4 protein-coding genes are annotated in these 2,006 nt (G+C 70.9%); all 4 read right to left on the bottom strand.

The window, feature by feature from the left end:
- Complete coding sequence (locus DD1DGNOD_RS14635; RefSeq protein WP_013873651.1) at positions 1-963, bottom strand: TIGR01777 family oxidoreductase; 963 nt, start codon at positions 961-963, stop codon at positions 1-3.
- 47 nt (positions 964-1,010) lie between these two features.
- A complete protein-coding gene (locus tag DD1DGNOD_RS14630) occupies positions 1,011-1,466 on the bottom strand; it encodes an anthrone oxygenase family protein (protein WP_013873650.1) in 456 nt (151 codons plus the stop codon).
- A gap of 3 nt (positions 1,467-1,469) precedes the next feature.
- Positions 1,470-1,778: an antibiotic biosynthesis monooxygenase family protein gene (locus DD1DGNOD_RS14625; protein WP_013873649.1), complete on the bottom strand. Its 309-nt coding sequence runs from the start codon at positions 1,776-1,778 to the stop codon at positions 1,470-1,472.
- Positions 1,775-2,006 (bottom strand): putative quinol monooxygenase (locus DD1DGNOD_RS14620; RefSeq protein WP_206443184.1); only part of this gene is annotated, 232 nt, incomplete at its 5' end. The genes DD1DGNOD_RS14625 and DD1DGNOD_RS14620, both read right to left, overlap by 4 nt.

Here is a 2,006-nt window from a genome sequence, read left to right as displayed (position 1 = left end):
TCATGAGCGACTCCCGGATGCGGTCGCCGTCCGTGCCGACGCCGGGTCGGCGCCGCTGGCCGCGGATGGGGCGAGGACATGGCGCAACGCCGCCTCGAGCTCGGGGAAGCTGAAGGTGAACCCGGTGTCCGACAGGCGTGCCGGCAGCGCGCGGGTGCTGCGCAGCAGGGTTTCCTCCGCGAAGGAGCCGAGCGCCTTGCGCAGGACGAACGGCGGCACGGCCAGCACGGCCGGCCGGCCCAGGATACGGCCGAGGGTGCGCGCGTACTCGGCGTTGGTCACCGGGTTCGGTGAGACGGCGTTGACCGGCCCGGACACCTCCGGGTGTTCCAGGACGTGCTGGCACGCCCGGGCCGCATCCAGCCTCGTCACCCACGCCAGGTATCGGCGGCCGCGGCCGATGCGCCCGCCCAGACCGCGCCGAAACCGCGGCAGGAGGAAGTGGAGCATGCCCTGGTCCGGGGCCTGAACCACGCCGACGCGCAGGTTGACCACGCGCAGGCCGCCGTCGGCGGCGACCATCGCGGCGGCTTCCCGGTCACCCCCGAGTTCCGCGAGGAAGCCCTGCCCCGGTGGACTGTCCTCCGTCAGTGTCTCGTCGGTGCGCCCGAGGCCGTAGTACCCGATCGCCGCCGCGTTCACCAGGGTGCGCGGGGCGTACCGGCCGGTAGCCAGCTGTTCGGCGAGACGCCGTGTCACCTCCACCCGGGACGACCGGATGCGGTGGCGTACCTGCGGATCTTCCCAGCGGCCGAGGATGTTCTCGGCGGCGAGGTGCACCACCGCCTCGGCCCGTTCCAGGGTCGCGGGGTCGACCGAGCCGGTCGTGGGGTCCCAGCGTGCCTCGTCGGGAGCGGCCGGCTCCCGACGGACCAGGCGTACGACGTCGTGCTCGGCCGCGCGCAGCAGTGGCACGAGATCGCTGCCAAGGTGCCCGGACGCACCCGTCACCGCAATGATCATTGCTTTTCCTTCTCCATCTCATGACACCGCCGGTCGTGTCCGTCCACTCACAGCACTGTCGCGGCCGCGCTGTCCAGGGCGAGCCCGACCACTGCCAGGGCGAAGCGCAGCCGGTTGCCCCATGCCCAGCGCCGCCGCACCGCCTCCCAGTTCGGCGGCGGATGGCCGGGATCCCAGGCGCGGATCCGGCGGTTCAACACGACGTTGACACTTTCCGACACAATTCCGACACCTATCGTGCAGAGGAGTCCGGCGCCGAAGAGCACCTGGGAGGCGGTCGAGGACGCGGCCACGATCGCGGCGACCGTGAGCAGTGCCTTGACCCTGGCCAGCCAGGGCATGAACGGGTCGAATCTGCTGTCGAGAAATGTCAGGGTGGGGACGTACCGGCCCGCCGGCAGCGAGGCGAAATACGGTACGACGGCTTTCTCCACCGCGAACAGCGCGCCGGCGAGCAGCCCCGCGCCGATCACCACCGCCACCGCGATTGTCGCTGCGAGCACCGGTCACCCTCGCTGGTCCGCCGGGCGCACCGCGACCTCGTACACCGCGCGCTGGAACGTCCGCTCCAGATACGGCACGAGCGGCCCGGTACGCGCGGTGTGAGCGGGGTCGCTGACCCAGGCCGTGAAGCGGCGCTCGTCCTCCCATTCCGCTAACAACAGGTAGCGGTTGCTCCCCGGCTCGCGCAGGAGCTCGTCGGCGATATGCCCGTCGACGCCGCGCATCTGCACCGCGACCTGGCGGTATGCCTCCTCGAACTCCTTCTCGCCGCCCTTGGGAGCCTCCGTGTACAACATCACTCTGATGGTCATGCGTCCTCCGTCGACGTCAGACACGGGCCGGTTATCGCGTCCCGTACCTCGTAGACGCGCCGCTGCGCGTCCTCCCGCAGGTCACGCAGCGCGGTGGTGAGCCGTTCGCGGTGATCGCTGCCGCCGAACGCCTCCAGGCGCTGCCGGTCCACCCAGTCGCTGGTGATGACGTACGTACGCGGATCGGTGAGATCGCGGATGAGCGCCTGGCCGAGGTTTCCTGGAACC

Origin of the sequence: Candidatus Protofrankia californiensis (genome assembly GCF_900634765.1) — a bacterium.
Lineage (GTDB): Bacteria > Actinomycetota > Actinomycetes > Frankiales > Frankiaceae > Protofrankia > Protofrankia californiensis.
Note: the sequence above shows the minus strand (reverse complement) of the source record. Positions and strands in the feature narration are given on the sequence as shown.